Source organism: Pseudophaeobacter sp. 1A09344 (assembly GCF_041008745.1).
GTDB lineage: Bacteria > Pseudomonadota > Alphaproteobacteria > Rhodobacterales > Rhodobacteraceae > Phycobacter > Phycobacter gallaeciensis_A.
The window spans coordinates 344,370-363,423 of record NZ_JAXGFS010000001.1; the positions used below are offsets into that span (position 1 = coordinate 344,370).

The 19,054-nt window shown below is 64.0% G+C and carries 8 protein-coding genes; all 8 read right to left on the reverse strand.

What is annotated here, in order from left to right; translation table 11 throughout:
• Positions 1–75: 75 nt before the first annotated feature.
• On the reverse strand, positions 76–906 hold the full coding sequence (locus SM765_RS01600; RefSeq protein ID WP_274836841.1) for a glycosyltransferase family 2 protein: 831 nt from the start codon (positions 904–906) through the stop codon (positions 76–78).
• The gene (locus tag SM765_RS01605; RefSeq protein WP_274836842.1) at positions 903–3,422 is read right to left on the reverse strand and encodes a hypothetical protein; all 2,520 of its coding nucleotides are present in this window, start codon (positions 3,420–3,422) and stop codon (positions 903–905) included. The genes SM765_RS01600 and SM765_RS01605 overlap by 4 nt, the downstream gene beginning before the upstream one ends.
• Positions 3,419–4,351, reverse strand: a complete 933-nt coding sequence (locus tag SM765_RS01610) for a hypothetical protein (protein WP_274836843.1) — start codon at positions 4,349–4,351, stop codon at positions 3,419–3,421. Before SM765_RS01610 ends, SM765_RS01605 begins: the two co-directional genes overlap by 4 nt.
• A 3-nt stretch (positions 4,352–4,354) precedes the next feature.
• A complete protein-coding gene (locus SM765_RS01615; protein WP_274836844.1) occupies positions 4,355–5,074 on the reverse strand; it encodes a 4'-phosphopantetheinyl transferase family protein in 720 nt (239 codons plus the stop codon).
• Positions 5,071–9,660 (reverse strand): MupA/Atu3671 family FMN-dependent luciferase-like monooxygenase, encoded by a 4,590-nt coding sequence (locus tag SM765_RS01620; RefSeq protein WP_274836845.1) that lies wholly within the window; start codon positions 9,658–9,660, stop codon positions 5,071–5,073. The genes SM765_RS01615 and SM765_RS01620 overlap by 4 nt, the downstream gene beginning before the upstream one ends.
• Positions 9,657–10,688, reverse strand: a complete 1,032-nt coding sequence (locus SM765_RS01625; RefSeq protein ID WP_274836846.1) for a glycosyltransferase family 2 protein — start codon at positions 10,686–10,688, stop codon at positions 9,657–9,659. The genes SM765_RS01620 and SM765_RS01625 overlap by 4 nt, the downstream gene beginning before the upstream one ends.
• A 6-nt stretch (positions 10,689–10,694) precedes the next feature.
• Positions 10,695–17,216: a type I polyketide synthase gene (locus SM765_RS01630; RefSeq protein ID WP_274836847.1), complete on the reverse strand. Its 6,522-nt coding sequence runs from the start codon at positions 17,214–17,216 to the stop codon at positions 10,695–10,697.
• Between the two features lie 356 nt (positions 17,217–17,572).
• Positions 17,573–19,036 (reverse strand): hypothetical protein, encoded by a 1,464-nt coding sequence (locus tag SM765_RS01635; RefSeq protein ID WP_274833792.1) that lies wholly within the window; start codon positions 19,034–19,036, stop codon positions 17,573–17,575.
• Positions 19,037–19,054 lie beyond the last annotated feature (18 nt).

Here is a 19,054-nt window from a genome sequence, read left to right on the forward strand (position 1 = left end):
GCCGCGTGTGCGACGGTTGGGCCTGGCGCCGCGCAAGCGCGGCGCGGTGGCGTCAGTCCTCAGGCGTCAGAAGGCCTAGCGACCTCTCGCCCAGCGTGTCTTGGTCCTGAACAGTGGCGTTTTTACCGTCAGGCTGACCAGCGCATAGGCGGCAAACCCCAGCGGGTCGCGCAGGAAGAGACGCATCAGACTCGATGCGCCGAGACTTCGTTTGTCATCGTTTTCCAACAGATGCGGAAATCGCTTGGCGATTTCCTCGACGCCGAGATTCTGCCGTCTGCGCACCCGCACAAGATTGGCAAAGCCTTCGACCATCGGCCAGTCATAGCGGGCGGGCACACGAATGCGCTCGGCAGGGGCAAAGGACAGCCGTGCGAATGTGTCGTCCGAGATGATGTCGGGCCAGTCCTGCCAGCGCTCACGCCCGGTACGGGTCATGGCGAAAAGACCAAAACCGGGGGCGCCATCCGTGACAAAGGGCAGTCTGGACCAGAACCGCCCATAGGCGCGGGTCAGGGAAGAGCGGGCCGGGGCAACACGGGGGCTGCCACTGGCATAAAGCGGTCGCTCCGGCGTCAGAACCCCTGCCAGTTGCGCCAAGAGAGGCGGGGTAACCGTGACATCGGCATCCAGGTAGATCAGCACCGCGCCCTTTGCACGGGTATCCCCGGCGTTGAGCGCGGCCAGCTTGCCGCCCTGTGGCAGGTCGGCCACCTCGCGGCTCCAGCCTTGGGGAAGGGTGACAGAACGGGCAATTTCAGCGGTGTCATCGCTGCAGCCATTGGCTAGCACCAGAACCTCGGCCGAGCCGGGCAACGGATCAGAGGCAAAAAGCGCCTCAAGACAGGGGCGGATATACGCCGCCTCGTTATGGGCCGGGATCAGCACGGATATCAGCGGTGTCATTTCACCGCCTCCAGCACCCGCCAACGCGGGTTGTCGTCGCTGAGCGTGCGCCGCGCACCCCAGCTGCCCCATTTGCCGGGCACAGCCACATCGGCATAGGCCGCGAACAGGGTGCCGCCATGCTCGGCCCAGCCGGTCAGCATCTTCGTATAAAGCGCGGCCATTTCTTCGGTGTAATTAAAGTGGGTGAAAAAGCCGGTCAGCTCTGCGTCCTCGACCATCTGGCCGACACCCACCACATGGCTGCCGCCCTCGTACATGATTAGGTCCAGCTCGTATTCGTCGGCGACGGATTTGTGATAGGGCAGTTCCTTGTCCAGAAAACCGGCCATAGCGCCATTGCCGTCCTCGCTGAGGAGGCCATCCTCGATTTCCAGCATAGCCTGCGCCGTTGCCACATCGTACTGATGCGCCTCGATATAGGCCGCAGCCTCAGCGCCCTGCAGCCCCAGATCGGCGGCGGCAGAGCGGGCCCGGTCGCGGCTGTCGGCGATCCAGGCGCGCACCATGGGGGCGTTGTCGCGCAGGCCAAGCGTGCCGCCGAAATAGCCGGTGATCGCATAGGCATCGAAATAGCGCGCCGGGGGCAGGCGGTCTGGCGCCCCGGCCACCCAGAGCGGTGCGTTCAGCACCTGTTCCTCAAGGCCCGGCCAGCCGGTCTGACTTGAAATCACCCGCACCAGTCGTTGGTCGGCGTCTGCGCCAAAGACATCGGTCCAGATCCGCGACATTTCCGCAGCGCGTCCGCCGTAGAACTGCATCCAGAGGTCGCTGCCGCCCCAGAGGCTGCGGACCTGCTCGTCTGCCCATTGGGCCTGTGCAAATTGCCAGTTCCAGACCTCGTTGGAGTATTCCACATAGGCACGTAGATCCTCGTCCAGGCCGCCATCCACCAGCTGGGCGAAATTGCGCAGATAGCTGTCGTCGGCCATATGGGGCATGTTGAACCAGGGATCGGCGCCCAGCGTGTTGACCAGCGCGAGCAGGACTTCGGCCGGAACGCCCTTGCGCGCCCAGGTGTAATCAGAAACCTCCGGCCGGTCTTCCCAGCCAACCTGTTCGGAATCGTTGGTCTGCATCCAGTCCATGAACCGTAGCACGTCAAACCCATCCAGCATGTCGAGCCAGAGTGGGTTGAACAGGGCGCCATCTGCATAGGCCTTCAGCTGATCGGCGCGCACCACGGTGATGTTGCGTACATAATCTGTCCCGCGCCCGGTGCGCTGAATGCGGATTTCGACCGGGCCGGGGCCGGGGGTATAGTCAAAGGTGACCTTGCCTTTGCCGTAGCGGACGTTTTCGGCGCGGCCAGAGACCTCGACAATGCCGGAGCCGTCAAAGCGCAGCACATAACGCCCGGCAAGCGAGTGCGCCGAGGCGGGCAGATCGGTCAGAATGACGGTGCCGATGGAGCCAAGCTCGGGCGGCATGGCGGTGGGCCAGCCTTGCGGGTCCAGATAGCCTGCAGCGGCAAGATCGTCATGGCCGACACCGCCCCAGCGCCCAGGCAGGTGGCCGATCCACGGGCGGGCGGTTTTGAAGTGGTCAAGGAAAGGTGCCTGTGGGCTCCAGTCGGCGACCTCCATCAGGTTCATGGCGATCGGCTGGCGCGGCGGTGCCTTCGCAACAGCCTCGACCGCAGTGGCAGAGGTCGCAACCTCGGCGTTGAGGCGCGGCGTGACGGGGTCGGAGGGCAGCGGCGGCGGGTCGGGCGGCAGGGCGGCGGTGCGCACCTCCTCGCCTTGGGCCGCGGCCCAGGCGATCTCCTGCAGCCGCCGGGCCAGCGCGGGCTCAGGCGCCGGATAGGCTTTGCCCCAACGATCCTGTAGCCGGTGCGGCAGACCCACGGGGCTGTGTCCGGTCAGAACCGCATATTGTAGCGCGCTGATATAGTAGAACCCGGTGGAATTTGGGTGGATGTCATCGGAAAAGACTTCGGAAATCTCGGTGAGGCCCGGCACCGTGCCGGCCCGGATGGCATCGTCCAGACGCGCCATGGCCTGCCCGGCGGGAAGTAGGCGCATATCACCACCGACGCTGTCGTTGACTTCATCCACCACAGCCTGCCAGCGGGGCAAGTCCTGCTCCAGCCGGTCACGCCAGGCGATATCGGCGCCTTCGTCAAACGGCACCTCGGTGCCGGTTCCGCTGCTGAGGCTGTGCCAGGTTTCCTGCAGATAGACTGCGGCATCCGGATTGGCATCCTTGGCCAACTGGTAATAGCGGGTGACGGTCTCTTCGGTATTGCTCCATTTCAGGTGATTGGCCAGCGGAAGGCCCTCGGTGAGGATCACCGCGTCGACTGGGGTCTGGAGCCGCTCGCGGGCGTTCACCCCTTCGGCGCTGTCGCCGTGCTCCCAGTTATAGCTGAGCGGCGCGCCATTGATGATCTGCGCTTCGACGGTGGCACTGCTACTGGACTGGCGCAACAGCTGTTCCAGCATGGCGGGATTGTCCTGGCCAAACAGCGAATGGCCCACCATCAGGACCGAGGTGATCAGTGTTTCAAGGTTCATCCGTTCTGGCCTGCGTCAGAGAGACCCGTGCGGGGGATCCCTGTCACCACCTGCCAGACAATTTGCTGCACCGTCTCGGCAGCGGCCGGTGACAGCGCCGTCGCTGCCTCTCCATCCGGACGCGACAGCTGGTGCGGCAGGCCAACAGGGGAGCGGTGATAGAGCACGGCATAGTGGGCGAGGGCGACAATATAGGCGCCCAAGTCGTTGATATGAATGGTATCCTGTGCGCCCTCTGGGCTCTTGGCGAAAAGATCCGCAATATCGCTCAACCCGTCGATCTGGCCTGCATCAATGGCCCGTGCGACAGCGGCCATGACCTGTCCGGCGGGGATCAGGTAGACCGGGCGTTTGGGATTACGACGTGTGTCTGATCCGAGCACCTTGCCCAGCCAGAGCCGGTCAAGATCGCTTGCGATGCGCGCCTGCCAGCCGTCCGGGTCATCAAGGTGATGCCAGGTCTCATAAAGATAGATCCGCGTGTCAGGCGAAGCATCACGGGCCAGCGCGGCCCAGCGGCGCATGTATTTGGCGGAGCCGAAATACTTCACCGCGTCGCGCAGCTCGACCATTTCTGTCAGCACCACCGCATCATAATCGCCGGAACCGATGGCCTCTTTGGCGTCGCGCCAGATGGGGGCCTGATTCACCAGATCGAAATGAAGGATCGGCTCCTCCGGCTCCCAGTGCTGCTTTAGTGATGTGCCCGACCCGAGCTGGCTATTCCAGCTGTGCCCCTTGGGGGCAAGCTGCGCCAGCATGTGCGGCATCACAGGGCCAACCAGAGAGTGGCCAAGGTGATAGACCTTCATCGGTTGCTCTGGTGGGGAAAGCTCGGGCACGGGAAACGGCGCGGCCTGCAGGGGTAGGCTGGCCCAGATCCCATGCAGGCAGGTCGTCAGCGCCAGAAGCAGAGATCGTTTTCCCATTGCTCACGCCTCCAGACTTGCCGCGGTGAAAATGATACCTTCCCCGATGACATAGGCGCCGTTGATCCGGGCGCCAGTGAGAAACGGCGGGCGGTCGGCGGTGAAGGCGGCTACGAAACGTCCGCGCCGGACCGTTTCACCCACGTCTTCTGGTTCGATCTCCAATTCCATGCCGTCAAAGCCGAAAAACTGTTCACTGACAGTATACTGGCACTTATATGCAGCTTCCTTGGCGGAGAAGATCAGCTTGGCCATCTGGCCGGGGTTGTCCTGCGAGGTCAGCCAATCCTGTTCGCGGGCAGAGCAGATCGCCGGGCGCAGGTCGTCTTTCAGCGGGGTGTCTTCCTCGACGTCGATGCCAATGGCCCGCCGGGTCTGTGTTGAGGTCACGGCGGCAAGGGCGCAGCTGTGGGTATGGGTGATCGATCCGGTCAACCCTTTGGGCCAAATGGGCGCGCGGGATTTGGCAATCACGATGGGGCAGGGTGCCCGGCCAAGATCCTGCATCGCCCGGTGCGCCGCCGCCCGCCCAGCGGCAAATTCGCGGCGGCGTTTATCCACGGCGCTGGGCGACAGGCAGGCGCGCTCTTGCGGGAAGGGATCGGGCAACGCCCCCAGCGGGTTGGCCGCCCCCAGCGATATGCCAGCGCCAAAGAGCGGCCGGACCAGAGCCAGCCGCGCATCGGTTGTCTGATCAAGGGGGGCGGGGCTGTCTGTTATCATCCGGTCCGGGCTTTGCGGCTGGCGCGCATCGCCCGCCGTTTCGACATGGTTTCCGATTTGGCCGCCTCGGCTACGGCGGCCTGTTCTGCATCGGCCGGATCATCCGGCGATTCCGCGCCGCCTGCAAGCCCTTCGATATGGGCGGCCAAACCGGCCAGCGTCGGGAAGCGGAAGATATCGGTGATCGACAGTTTCGGCACCTCCAGCGCCGTGCGGATGTCCCTGTGCGCCTGCACCGCCAGCAGGGAATGACCGCCAAGGACAAAGAAATTGTCCTGGGCGCCGATCCCGTCGAGACCAAGAATCTGCCCCCAGATCGCGGCGATCTTGCCCTGCGCGCCGCCCTTGGGCGGGGTCGCTGTGGTGGGTGCGGCAACCCGCGCCGGTTTTGGATCCGGCAGCGCCTTGCGGTCGATCTTCTTGTTGGGGGTCAGTGGAAACGCATCCAGCGTCACGATATGCGATGGTACCATCACCTCGGCCAGCCGGGCCGAAAGCGCCTGTTTCAACGCAGCCTCCTGCACCGGAGCAGAGGTGGTGATATAGCCGACCAGTTGTTCCCCCGCGCCGATCTTGCGCGGCATGACAACCGCGCCGGTGACGCCGGGCTGGACGGCCAGGGCCGCTTCAATCTCTCCAAGTTCAATACGTTGGCCGCGGATCTTCACCTGATGGTCGGTCCGTCCCAGGAAATCGAGCCGCCCATCCGCGCGCCAGCGCACCAGATCGCCGGTGCGATACATCAACCTGCCGCCAAAGGGATCGGGGACAAACCGCTCCGCTGTCAGTTCGGGCCGTTGCCAGTAACCTGCGGTCACGCCGTGTCCGGCGATGAACAACTCCCCTGGCGCCCCGATGGGCTGCGGCGCGCCCGCAGCATCCAGCACGTAAACTTGGGTATTGGCGATGGGCCCGCCGATATCGGCAACGCCTGCCGGGACGCCATCAAGGGTCTGCATGGTCGACCAGATGGTAGTTTCGGTCGGCCCGTACATGTTGTGGATCTGCCCGGGGCCAGCCTCGCGAAGATCACCGGCCAGATCGCCGGGCAGCGCTTCGCCCCCGACCAGAAGATGCTTCAGGTGCGGCAGCACCATGCGGGCCTCATCGTTCTGCACCATCATCCGCGCCATGGAGGGCGTACATTGCATGTGGCTGACGTCATGGCGCAGGATCTGCGCCGCAAGTGAAAAGTCGTCCGCGGCCAGTTCCTGCGGGGCGTTGGAAAGGCGTAGCACCTCGGCCAGCGGTTTCAAACCGTCCAGTACGACATCGGGCGCGATGCCATAGTCGATGAGGCAGGCAATCTCGTCCACGCCGATGCGCTTCAGTTGCTCGACCCGGGCGACGCCATCCTGCACGGTGCCGAACAGGCCTGAGTCCTCGAAATAGCGTTCGAAGGCAAAGTCGAGGATCGCATCCAGTTCTTCCTCGGACAGGATACCAAGATCCATTTCAAAGGGATTGTTGACGCCTTTGGGTTTCTTAAAGGCGGGGAAGGCCCAGGCGTATTGCTTGATCAGGCCCGCGGCCGAGCGCAGGTAATCCTTCATCGGCTCGCGTGCGGTCTGACGGGCATCCTCGCGGCTGTCGGCCAGATAGGTGTGCAGCATCAGCGTCACGGTGAACTCCGCCGGATCATGCCCGGCGCCGCGCAGGGCGTCGTGGTAGATGCGGATCTTGCCCGCGACCTCATCAATGCTTTGCCCCAGAAGGTGGGTCAGGACATTGGCGCCGATCTCGCCCGCCTCGCGCCAGGTGTCGGGGTTGCCAGCCGTAGTGACCCAGACCGGCAGTTCGCTGGACACGGGGCGAGGCTGTGTGAGCACCGCATGGGTGCCGCCATCCTTGCGCGGGAAGGCGACCTCTTCGCCACGCCAGAGTTTGCGCACGGTTTCGATGGCTTCGTACATCGCCGGTTTGTTGGCCGGCGGCGTATTCTCGGGGCGCAGGATGAAATCATCCGGTTGCCAGCCTGCGGCAAAGCCGATACCGGCGCGCCCCGCCGTCAGGTTGTCGATCACCGCCCATTCCTCGGCGATGCGGGCGGGATGGTGCAGCGGCGCCACGCAAGAGCCGGAGCGCACACCGATATTCTGCGTCACCGCCGCGACGGCTGCCCCGGTGACCGAGGGGTTCGGGTAGGGACCGCCAAAGGCGTGAAAGTGCCGCTCGGGCGTCCAGACCGCGTTGAACCCATGCTGATCGGCGAATTTCGCACCCTCCAGCAGCAGGTTGTATTTGCGTGGGCCGGGGCCATCGTCATTGCCCCAGTAGAACAGGTTGAAGTCCATCTTCCGGTCCGAGATGGCAATTGGCCCGTTGGATAGCTGCAGGCGGCTTTCATCGCTGGACAGCACCAGTTTGAAGCCGCGCGCGAGGGTCCAGAACAGCTCCAGCACCGAGATATCAAAGGAGAGGCTGGTCACCGCGAGCCAGGCATCGCCGGGCTGATGGGGAATGCGCGCATCCATGGCGGCAAAGAAATTCGCCACATTGGCGTGGCGCACCATCACCCCCTTGGGCAGGCCGGTAGAGCCGGAGGTATAAATCACATAGGCCAGATCCTGTCCGGTGGCGCCGCCATCAACAGGCGTGTCACTCGGGGCGGGGGCATCCGCGCCATCCAGTACCAGCAGTTGCGCGCTTGAGACGGGCAGACTGCCTTGCAGGGCGTCTTGTGTCACGATGACATCGGCGCCGCTGTCCTTGATGAAATGGGCAATCCGATCCGCAGGATAGGCGGGGTCGAGCGGCACATAGGCGCCACCCGCCTTCATCACCGCGAGGGCGGCCACCACCAGATCCGGACTGCGGGAGACGTAGATCCCCACATGGCTGCCGGGTTTGACGCCCATGTCCTGTAGTCTGGCCGCGACCCCGTTGGCGCGGGCATTGAGGTCTGCGTAGCTGAGGCTCTGATCCTCGAATACCAGAGCGGTGGCCTCGGGTGTGCGGGACACCTGCGCTGCAAATGCGGCGTGGATGGTCTGATCCGGTCCCGTGTCTGCGCCTGTCTGGTTCCAGTCGCTGAGCAGCACCCGGCGCTCATCCTCGGGCAGGACCGGCAGATCGGTGAGAGGGCTATCTGCGTGATCCGGGGTGGAAATGGCGCCCAGCAGCAGCTCCAGCCGCGCGGCGAGCAGCTCCGCGGCCTTTGGTGTCAGCTGGGCACCATCCACATGGAGCGCAAGCACCCCATCCGCCCATGACACGGTTGCGACGCAGCCTGGCAGAGCTGCATCCCGTCCCATGGACAAACCAATGCCGGGCTGTGCCTGCGGTGCCAGTTCCGGCGCGCGGGCAATCAAATCCTCGGCAAACCCGCCTGTTGCGCGGGCTTTTTCAATCTCTTTGGCGACGCGGCTCTGCAGATCCGCGAGGGTGTCGTCGCGCTTTCCCTGCACCGGAACCCAGCCAGAGACAAGCCCCGCCAGCGGTGTCATGGTCTCAAGGCTGAGGGCAATATCGGCGACCTCTTCCCCCGCGCTGCGCAGGGCCCAGGTCAGGACTGCGGCGGCGATCTGTGCCTCTGTCAGGCCATCCGGCGCTGCAATGGGACGGCGGGTGACGCCGCTGTTGCCGGTCGGTTCTGCAAGGGGAACAGCGACCGGGCGCATCGCAGCCAGCGCGCGGCGCCAATGGCTTTCGCCTTTCTGTGTCTTGGCAAGGGCTTCGGTAATCGCTTGCCTTTCCGCTTCACTCAGGACCGGGAGCGCATCGCCCGGCTTGCACAGATCGACAGGCGCCCGTTTGCGTCCCGCAGGATCGGTCAGACCGCTGAGCCGCACCGCGCCATCGCCGCAGGCCACGGTCAGGCTGTCCTTGCTGACCTCGATCACACTGCCGGGCGCGCCTGCGCCCTCGACCGCCTCTGCGCTGCCGACCAGCAGGATATTCTCGCCAAGGGCGCATTTCGCGGCGCAAAGCGGGTTCCAGTAGCCGCCAAAATCAAGCGCGCGCACCACACGGGTGATCGCGGCCGCCGGGGCGATAAAATCGATCAGCGCGCCTGCCGCGGGCCGGTCGCTGCGGGCGTAGTAGCTGCGCTGGCTCAGGTCCTGTGGCTGGCGGTTGAGTGTGCCTGCCTCCAGCTGGTCTATCACCGTGCCAAAGCTATCCATCGCGGCGGCATAGCATTTGGAGTTGAGGCTGAAGGCGGTGTCATCCGCCGCAACATCGAACAGGCGCTGGGCGAGGATATCGCCCTCATCGATGCCGCCTTCGATCATATGCCAAGTGATGCCATAGCTGTCGGCGCCCTCAATCAACGCCCAGTTCGGCGCGTTGAGGCCGGCGTAACGTGGCAGCGGCCCGTCGTGAAAGTTCACCGCGCCCTTGGCCGCCAGCGCCAGCACCCGGTCGGGAATGACCCGCAGGTTGGCAATGGAGAGCAGCCAGTCGAAACCCTCGGTCAGCGCATCCGGGCTGGCGTGTACCGGGATTCCGTGTTTCTCGGCCCAACTGCGAATACCATCATCCTGCGACACGACGGCAGAGATTTGATGCCCGCGCGCCAGCAGCGCATCGCCGCATCCCACCGCGAGGGATTCATTGCCGATGATGACTGAGGAAAATTGGCTCATTTCTGTTCCTCCGGAACATGACTGTGAGGGCGCGTTTCACGTATTGCTGTCTTGGGGCGGATCGCCGACCGCAGCGCGTGGGTCAGCAGATCGCGCAGAAAATATGGTGCATCGGCGGCTGGCTTTTTCTGGAGCATCCGCCGCAGCCCATATAGGCCGCAGCCGAGGACGCGCGCCAGGGTGGCGAGGGCGGCGTAGATCACCCCGTGCGTCTTGACGAAATAATGCATGCGGGAATCGAACCAGTAGGTCGGTGTGCGGTCCCAGGACTTCATCCCGGTCGAGGCCGAGCCGAGATGCGCCACGGTGCTTGTCGGTACGTAATGCGTGCGCCACCCGGCCTGCGCGGCGCGCTTGCACAGATCCGTTTCCTCGAAATAAAGGAAAAAACTTTCGTCAAAGCCACCGATATCCTCGATCACTTCGCGGCGGATCATCAGGCTGGCGCCGGCGGTCCAGTCGACCTGGGTCTCCTGCTGCGGCATATCCATCGCCACCACTGCATGGGACAGCAGCCGGGTCACGATACCGGTGCGGGCGGCCATTTCGAACTCTCCCGCGATCGAGGGGAAGCGGAAGGCGGTGCGGTGGGGCACATCATCCGTGCCATGCACAAAGGATCCGGCGAGGCCAGCACCGGGGCTGGAAAGGAGAAATTCCCGCAGCCGGGAAATCGTCGTGCCCTCCACGAAGGCATCGGAGTTCAGCAGATAATAGAACCCCGGCGCGCTGCCGTCGGGCAGACCGGCCTCCATGCCGATGTTCATGCCCGCGCCAAAGCCACCGTTGACGGGCGAACGGATCAGCCGCAGTTTGCCGCTGTCCAGCCAGCCCCGGCTGGCGGCGCCTGCTTGCAACTCTTCCCACGAGTTATCGCCCGATCCGTTTTCCACGATCACCACGGCGCCGGACAGATCTTCCATTTCCGCCAGCGCCGCCTCTGCCGCCTGCAGCGTCATCTGCGGGGTGCGGTAGTTCAGGATGATGGTCAGAACGCTGTCGCTTTGTGACGGTGGGGGAGGGGCCATGGACATCTACTCCGCCGCCTGATTACGCACTTGCCCGGCATGCACCGGTACTGGCGCAGTATAGCCAGCCTCGGCCCGGTCCAGCCGCGCTTTGACCTCAGCCGCCAGAACGCTGACGTTGGGTACCAGCACCATGCTGTCGTGGTCACCGGGCACTTCGATCACCTCGATCTCCGGCGCCCAGCGGGTCCAGTCGTTGTCGGCAAAGACATACTCCCGCTCGGCGCTGACCCAATTGCCCCCCGAGACCTGCCAGTGCTGGTCCAGTGGCGGACGGAACAGCGACATGGCGCCGTCCCAGGGCTGCAATTCATAGCTGGCAACAGCGGCGCGGAAGCCCATTTCGATCTGCCGGTTGTTAAAGGCAGGCGCGGCTCCTGCATCGTTGCTGCCCTGGCGGCGTTGGCGTTTTGCGATCTCCCAGGCAACGCGGTTGCGCGCCCATTCCGCCAGATAGGACGGTCCCTTGCGGCGCAACTCCTGCAGTTTGATCAGCGCCTTGTCCTGTCGGCTCAGCGGTGGGCGCAGTGGCAGCGGTGTGTCGAGCAGGACCAGCGCTGCGGTTTCCTCTCCGGCAGCCTTCAGCTGCTGCGCCATTTCATAGGCCGTGATGCCACCGCCCGAGAAACCGCCCAGAAGATAGGGGCCCTGCGGCTGGATCTGCCGCACCTCGTGCAGGTAATCGGCGGCGGCCTCGGCAATGTTGTCGTGGGGCGCAACGTCCCCGATCAACCCGCGCGCCTGAAGGCCGTAGACCGGGCGGTCGCTGCCCAGCATCTGGGCCAGATGCCGCAGGTTCAGCACGTTGCCAAACATGCCGGCCACCAGGAAGAACGGACGCCGCCCGGTGCCATCACCGGCGTGAAGCTTGACCAGATGGGTAAAGGGTTCTGGCCCTGCGTCATCGGTAGTGTTCGGGGACTGCGCGCTGCCTTCGGTGGTCACGCCGCCGCCTGTTCGGGCGATAATCCTGGTCGCCAGATCAGCAACGCTTGGGGCTTCGAAGAGGACTGACAGGGGGAACTCGACGCCAAAATCCCGCTTGATCTGGGCAAACAGCCGCACCGCGATCAGGGAATGCCCACCCAGATCGAAGAAGCTGTCGCGGGTGCCGACCTCGCCCACACCCAGAAGGGTCTGGAAATATCCCGCCAGGACCTCCTCAACCGCGTTTTCCGGCGCTACGTAATCAGTGTCGAGCTGCGGGCGCTCAAAACTTTGGCTGTCCGATGGGGCCTCGGAACTGGTCATCTTGGCCTGTTCGATCAGGGCAGGCAGATCAAGGGCTGAGACCACGACCTGCGACAGGCCGCCGGAGGTTGCCGCGGCAAGGGCGCGCGTCAGGGCCTCGCCCCCGTCTTCGGCGCGGATGCCGTTTGCGATATTGTGGTGAAGGCGGCGTTCCTCGGGCGACAGGGGCTGAGCGCTGCCACCTTTGCCCATGGCAATACCGGCGGCGCTGACATCAGCCGCCGCAGTTGCAGCGGGAGCCAGAGCCTGCGTCATCCGCTGCATGCGGAAGCCTTCGATCTCGACCAGAACCCGCCCTGTATCATCGCATAGCGTCACGTCGAATACGGCGGTCCCTTCGCCAGCCGCGTCGGCGGCTTGCGCGGACAGGCGCATGTGGCTGTGGATTGTCTCGGTCAGTGGCGCATGGATGCGGATTGCCCGGTACGACAGGGGCACCCAAAGGTGGTCAGGGCTATAGCCCGGCGCCAGCGCGATGGCCCAGCCGGTTGCCAGATCCAGCAGCCCCGGGTGCAGAAGCGTTCCGTCGGATTTGGCCGCATCGGCCAGTTGTAGTGTCGCGATCCCTTCGCCGCTGCCAAAGGCCATGCGCTGCAGCACATGCCAGCGCGGGCCAAAAAGTAGGTTGGCCTCCTGCGGGGATTTCAGCCGCGCGCCATCGGTTTCGGTCTGCGACGGGCAGCGGGCGGCAAGAGCGCTGAGGTCAACCGGCGCCGCCGTGGTCTGTGTTTCTGCAAATGTCACCTTGGCCTCGGCATGCAGGGCATAGCCTTCGCCGCTGGCGGTGTAGAAGGACAGCGCGTAGCCGTCTTCCTCGGCCAGCAGCCGGATCAGCAGATCTGCCGGACTGTCATCGGCGACCACAAGCGGGCGCAGGAAGTAAAGGTCGTGCAGTTCAAAGGCTGGGTGCGCGCCATCTTTGGCCATGCCAAGGGCCGTCATCGCCTCTGCAGCCAGTTCGATGTAACCGGTGCCGGGCATCACTGCGGTGCCATCGGCGGTGCGGTGTTCATTCAGCAGCCAGTGTTGGGCTGCATCCAGTCGGGTGCGGTAGATCCGGTTCCCGCTGCCATCAAATCCTTCGCTGTCCAGCAGGGCCTGTGCGCAGGGCACAGGGTCCGAGGGGCCGTCACTGCCTTGCCGCGCGGCCATCGCTTCGGAAGCCATGCCGGTATCGGCCCAGACGCCCCAATCCACCGCCACGACACGGGTCTTGCCGCCCCGGCGATGCGCCGCCCAGGCATTGAGGTATTCGTTGGCGGCGATGTAATCCACCTGTCCCGCCGGTCCCGTCACCGTCGAGGATGAGGAGAACAGCACCATCAGATCAAGGCTGCCGTCGGGGAACAGGCTGTCCAGTACTCGCAACCCGCTGACCTTGGCCGCCAGGACCTTGGCGATCTGTTCGTCTGATTTCGCCAGCAATGGCCCGTCATCTATATTGCCCGCGCCATGGATCACCCCGGTGAGGGGGCCAAAGCGGTCCTCGGCGGTCTTTAGCGCGGCGCGCATCTGGCCGGAGTTGCAGACATTGGCGGCCAGCGGCAGCACCGCGCCCTTGCCGATCTCCTCCAGGGCCTCGACCGCGCGGATGCGCGTGGCGGTGCGGTTGGCGGGGCTGTGACTACGCAGATATTGCGCCCATCCGCCGCGTTCGGGCAGGCCCTCGCGCGAGATCAGGATCACATTTGCGGCGTATTCCTCCAGCAGATGCCGGGCGATTGAGAGGCCAATGCCACCATAGCCACCGGTGATCAGATAGGTTCCGCCTTTTTTGAAGGTGGGCAGCTCGGCAGGCGGCAGTTCGACCGGGCGCCAGTCCAGCTCATAACGTTTTTCACCGCGCCAGGCGGCGGCTGTGCTGGTCGGCTCGGCCAGAAGTTCCTCAAGCAGGCGAGAGGAGATATCTGGCGCCGCCGCGCCCTTGATCCGGGCCAGCAGACCTGTTTCTGCGCGGGGAAGTTCGATGTCCACCGTGGCGCAGGAGAATCCAGGCAATTCGCGCGGTATCACCCGGGCAGGACCCGCGATCATCGCCTTTTCCGGATCCGGCAGGGCTTCGTCCCGCAACTGCGCGGCGCCGGTGGTGAAGACGGTGATGTGCGGCGGCTGGGGTAGATCGGCGCTGCCAAGCTCCTGCGCCAGCGCGGTCAGGGCATAAAACCCGGTTTCCAGATTGCGGTCAAAGAACGAACTGCCGGGGCGGAAGGTCTCGCCTTCGGTCGCTAGCCAGAAATGCGCAATCCGGGTTGGCAGCATCTCGGTCCGGGCCAGATCCGCCAGCAGTGCGGCATAGCCCGCGCGGCCCTGTTCGGGCGCCAAGATGTAAGAGGTCGGAGATAGCTGCGCATAGGTATCCCCGGTGCGCAGCCGCACCACGGCGTGCCCTGCCGCCACCAGCCTGTCCGCCACCTGAGAGGCAAGGCCGATGTCATCTTCGAAGATCAGCCAGCATTGCGGGTCCTGATCCAGTTCGGTGTCCACATCCAGCGCGCAATCGGCAAGGCGCGGGCGCCAGGCCGCACGGTAGCCCCAGTTGTCGATGTCATCGTGGCGGGCGGGCAGGGGAGCCTCTTCGACCTGCGTGGCGGTGCCCGGTTCGATGAAATAGCGGCTGCGCTGAAAGGCATAAGTGGGCAGCGGCAGGCGATGGCGCTTTGCCTCGCCCCAGATCTGATCCCAGTCGGCGTCATAGCCGCAGGCCCAGAGCCGACCTATGACGCCAAAGAAATAGGCATCATCCATCACATCCTGTTCGGGATGGCGCAGTGAGCTGAGCGCCTGTCCGGGGGCGACCGCCGGGGCCATTTGCGCCAGCGCGCTGAGCGCCTTGCCCGGGCCGACCTCCAGATAGATGCGGCCCGGCACCTCGGCCAAGCTGTCGATGCAGGCGCCAAATTGCACGGTGCCGCGCAGCTGGCTGACCCAATAGTCGGGGTCGGTGGCCTGCTCTGGCGTCAGCTGGTCGCCGCTGCGGTTGGACATCACCGGGATCTGCGGCGCCGACAGGGTCAGACCGCGCAGGAAGGCGCCGTATTGCTCAAGGATCCCGTCCAGCATCCGCGAATGAGCCGCAATATTGATCTGGATCCGCTGATGGTCGATGTCGCGTGCGCTCAGGTCCTTGGCCAGCCGGTCCAGCGCCGCTTGCGGGCCGGAAACTGCGGTCAGGCGCGGCGCGTTGACGCTGGCGATATCGAGATCGTCACCGATCAGTGCCTCCACCTCGGCCAGCGGCAAGGAGACGGACAGCATGCCCCCCGCAGGCACGGTGTCGAAGAGCCGCCCGCGCAAGAGCACCAGATCGATGCAATCCTCGAATGAGATCACCCCGGCCAGACAGGCGGCGGTGTTTTCGCCCATGGAATGGCCGACCAGCGCAGCGGGGCGCACGCCCCAGCTGATCCAGAGCTGCGCCAGCGCGTATTCCACGATCATGATCAGCGGCAGCTGCACCGAGGGCTTTTGCAGGGCTGCATTCGCGGCCTCCTCCTGCCCCTCTTCGGGGAGCCACAGGGCGCGGATGTCATAGTCGAGGCTGGCTTGGAGGTGATCAATCCCCCGGTCCATCCAATCGGCAAAGACCGGTTCGGTCTCGTAAAGGTCGCGCGCCATGCCCGCGTATTGTGCACCGCCGCCCGGGAACATGAAGACGACCTCGGGCGCATCGCCCAGATGGTCGTGTGTGAAGACCTTGCGTGGATCACCAGCCTCTAGCAGATCGGCGGCCTCGCTTGCGGTTTCGGCCACCAGCACCCGACGCTTGGCAAAACCGCGCCGCCCTTCCTTAAGAGTATAGGCCACATCGGCCAGATCCACCTCGGGGTTCTGGCGCAGCCACGCGGCCAGCGCGGCGCTGTTGTCATCAAGCGCCGCCTTGGACCGGCCCGAGATGCAGAGCACATGGAAGGGGAAATCGCTTTCGTCGGAGGCGCCGCGGTTTGGCGCTTCCTCCAAAATGACATGGGCGTTGGTGCCGCCAACCCCCAGCGCGTTCACCGCAGCACGTCGCGGCCCGGAATGGGACTGCCAGTCGCTGAGAGCGGCGTTGACCTTGAACGGTGAGCCTTCGAAATCAATGGCCGGGTTTGGTGCCTCGTAGCCAAGCGAGGCCGGGATCTGCTGATGTTTCAGCGCCAGCGCGGTCTTGGCCAGCCCCGCGACCCCTGCGGCCGTATCGAGATGGCCGATGTTGGTCTTGACCGAGCCGATGCGGCAAAAGCCGCTTTCCTCGGTGCTGTCGCGGTAGGCTTCTGTGAGGGCGGTGACCTCGATTGGATCACCTAGGTAGGTTCCGGTGCCATGGCATTCCACATAGTCGATGGTCTCAGCCGTCACATCCGCTGCCGCCAGCGCTTTGCGTACGGCAGTGGCCTGTCCTCCGACCGAAGGCGCCAGATAGCCAGCCTTGTCGGCGCCGTCGTTGTTTATCGCGGAGCCCTTGATCACGGCCCAGATATGGTCGCCCTCGGCGATGGCATCCTCCAGCCGTCTGAGCGCCACCGCCCCAGCGCCAGAGCCGAAGACGGTGCCCTGCGCCCGGTGGTCAAAAGCATGACAATGGCCGTCGGGCGACAGGATCTCGTTTTCCTTGTATAGGTATCCACGCCCCTGCGGCAGCTCGATGGTGACGCCGCCTGCCAGCGCCATGCCGCATTCCCCTTCGCGCAGCGCCTTGCAGGCGTAATGCACCGCCACCAGAGAAGTCGAGCAGGCGGTCTGAATGTTGACCGATGGCCCTTTCAGATCAAACACATGGCTGACGCGGGTCGACAGGAAGTCCTTGTCGTTGCCGGTGTGGCGCAGCAGGAACATGCCGACCTCGTCCACCAGGGCCGGGTTCGAGCAGATGTTGAAATAGAAATAGCTACCCATGCCGCAGCCCGCATAGACCCCGATGGGTTCATCCAGGCTTTCGGGCGGGTGGCCGGCATCCTCCATGGCACCCCAGGCGACCTCAAGGAACTTTCGGTGCTGGGGATCCAGAATGGCGGCTTCCTTGGGGCTGAAGCCAAAGAAATCGGCGTCGAATTCGTCATAGCCCTCAAGACGCGCGGCGGCAGGCACATAGTTGGGATCGCTGAGGACAGAGGTGCGTTCACCGGCTTCCAGCAGGCTCGCCTCGTCCAGCACCTCGATGGATTCAATGCCGTCACGCAGATTACGCCAGAACGCGGCAGCGGACTCGGCGCCAGGCAGGCAGACGGACAGTCCGACGATGGCGATGTCACCGGAGTAGGCGTCGGCGCGTGTTTGGCTCTCGTCTTTGTTTCCCAACTTAGTCTTCACCTTTTACGCGTCTTACGCATCAACCCTGAACCGAAACCCGCAGCGCCGTGAAAGTGGAACGGGCCGGTCGTCTTTTGTCAATCCCTTCAACCCCTTGTCGCGCCCGGTTAACCTCTGTTCCGAAATAGGAAAAGCCCCCGGGAAAGCGGGGTCCTAGGAATAATAAACCGAGATGCGGCTGGGCTGAATTCAGTCAAAACCTCGGAAATAAGACTTCCGAAATCCTGATTGCCCAAGGCCAGAGTGATCGCCATATGCGGCCAAGCTATGGACGGACGGTGACCAATTATGCCGGAAACGCGATAAAAATGAGGCAGCAAGGGCAAAAGCTTGCAAAGCGTTAGTCACAAGACACTGCGTGGCCCCGGAGCCTGTTCCGACGTTCCAATGGCTTGCTGTCGGTCAAACAGGCTGCGCTTACTGCGAAATACGTCCGGATTGCGCAGGCGTTCGGCATATCCCAGCACAGAGCCTGCACAAAGCCAGGTGATCGGGATGAGTGTGTCATTCAACAGCATATCGGCCAATGTGGCTGCTAGGATCAGGGCGATCGGTGTTGCATAGGGGGAGAACGCGTGGCCCCGGTGGCGGCGCATTTCCCAAGCGAGGAGAAAAATCGGCAAGGTCAGCATGCCCATTTCGGCAATGTAACCGAGCCAACCAAATGCGCCGAAAGTGATGATCCAGCGCCCGTCGGGCACAGATATGATCCGGCCGGTTTCCATGTCGCGCACCAGATTGCGCCCCCAGCCCCCCCAGCCGAACCAGGGCTTTTCGGCGGCCCGCTCCAGCATCATCGCCTCGTTGTGGAACCGGTAACCCAGGGACTGTGCCCGCTCGCTGCTGATTGCCTCTGCCTGTGCCAGAATGGCGTCGGTTGGAATAAGACCCTGGTTGCGCAGCATCGGATAGGTCACCGCGATCACCGCAATTACCATCGCCAGACGCATTTGCCAGCGGGCCGGGGCCAGGGCCACAACCGGCACGATGGAAAGCCCGTAGGCAAGCGAAGCCAGGCTCTTGCACAGGTAGAGCACCCCAAAGAGATAGACAGCGGCGAGGGCGAATTTGGTCCGTTCCCGCTCCTGTGCGGCCCGGGCAAGTGCGACAGCTGCAACAATGGAGGTAAAGATGAAGAAGGCCAGCCACAGCGCATGCGGCAGGAACACGATGGGACGAAATCCGCCCTGCCGCATCATCTGGCCGAAATCGTGCTGAAAAAATCCATAGATCCAGATGTTGAGCTGGGGACTCAAGCGGATCTCGAACAGCGACGGAATACTATAGGCCAGACCGGCCAGGCAGAGGGCCAGCAACAGTTCCTTCTGTCCCGCTTCGCAGGACAGATAGCGTCGGGCCAGCAAAAACGGCATCAGCACTATGATCTGATTGATGATCACTGATCCCAGATCACGCCAGCGCAGCCCAGGTAGCATATCGGTCAGAAAGACGATCGGGCCGGCCCCTTCAAGCACCTGAAACAGAACGGGATCTTTATTCGTCATGACCGTAGGGATGACGCATAGGACAAACAGGATTGTCAGCGCACGGGCCAGCGGATGGCGCGGCCACAGCGGCACTGGCTTGCGCAACAGCCAGACGCAGAGGCCAAAAGCGACGACCGAAGGGATCGTGAACTTGTCCATGTCCGGCACCAGCGGCAGGTCGAACTCGGCCAGGGGCGGCAGCACAAGATAGCCACCGATGAAACACCACAGGATTGCCCGTTCCAGCGGCAGCCGCAGGAACAGCAGCAGGCTGACCAGCGGCCAGATTAGCAGCATCATATTGGCCAGGGCGTTGGGCATCGGCGTTCGGGACTCTCG

Bases quoted from the DNA above. Each gene is read 5' to 3' on its own strand.
- SM765_RS01605 (WP_274836842.1), bottom strand. From the start codon at position 3,422: ATGAACCTTGAAACACTGATCACCTCGGTCCTGATGGTGGGCCATTCG.
- SM765_RS01625 (WP_274836846.1), bottom strand. From the start codon at position 10,688: ATGGCCCCTCCCCCACCGTCACAAAGCGACAGCGTTCTGACCATCATC.
- SM765_RS01635 (WP_274833792.1), bottom strand. From the start codon at position 19,036: ATGCCCAACGCCCTGGCCAATATGATGCTGCTAATCTGGCCGCTGGTC.
- SM765_RS01600 (WP_274836841.1), bottom strand. From the start codon at position 906: ATGACACCGCTGATATCCGTGCTGATCCCGGCCCATAACGAGGCGGCG.
- SM765_RS01615 (WP_274836844.1), bottom strand. From the start codon at position 5,074: ATGATAACAGACAGCCCCGCCCCCCTTGATCAGACAACCGATGCGCGG.
- SM765_RS01610 (WP_274836843.1), bottom strand. From the start codon at position 4,351: ATGGGAAAACGATCTCTGCTTCTGGCGCTGACGACCTGCCTGCATGGG.
- SM765_RS01620 (WP_274836845.1), bottom strand. From the start codon at position 9,660: ATGAGCCAATTTTCCTCAGTCATCATCGGCAATGAATCCCTCGCGGTG.